The 361-nt window shown below is 67.3% G+C and carries 1 protein-coding gene; it reads left to right on the top strand.

The features are described from left to right. Positions 1 to 26 precede the first annotated feature (26 nt). Positions 27 to 227 carry a response regulator transcription factor gene (locus ADK67_RS11675; protein ID WP_053716429.1) on the top strand — a complete coding sequence of 67 codons (201 nt, stop codon included), beginning with the start codon at positions 27 to 29 and terminating at the stop codon, positions 225 to 227. Positions 228 to 361: the final 134 nt, after the last annotated feature.

Raw genomic sequence — 361 nt, 5'->3', positions numbered from 1 at the left:
GTGGTGGGGTTGGTGGTGTCGGGGGGTTGTCGGGGGCGGAGAGGGATATCGCTCGGTTGGTGGGGGCTGGGTTGACGAACCGGCAGGTGGCGAAGCAGTTGTTCCTGTCGCCGCACACGGTGAACTACCACCTGCGGGGGATCTTCAAGAAGCTCGGGATCAGTTCGCGGGTGGAGTTGGCGAGGTTGGCGCATGAGCAGGAGAGTGCGGAGGCGTCGACGGTGTGAGGGCGGTGGTCCGGCCAGTCTCGGCTCGGTGGTCCGGTCCGGCTCGATTTGACATGGGGCCCTTACGGGCACTCCAGGCAGGCCAAAGCCGGGCAGGCCTGGCGGGAAGAGCGTCCGCCAAGCCTGCCCGGCTT

It is taken from the genome of Saccharothrix sp. NRRL B-16348 (genome assembly GCF_001280085.1).
In the GTDB taxonomy this organism is placed as follows: Bacteria; Actinomycetota; Actinomycetes; order Mycobacteriales; family Pseudonocardiaceae; genus Actinosynnema.
Note: the sequence above shows the minus strand (reverse complement) of the source record. Positions and strands in the feature narration are given on the sequence as shown.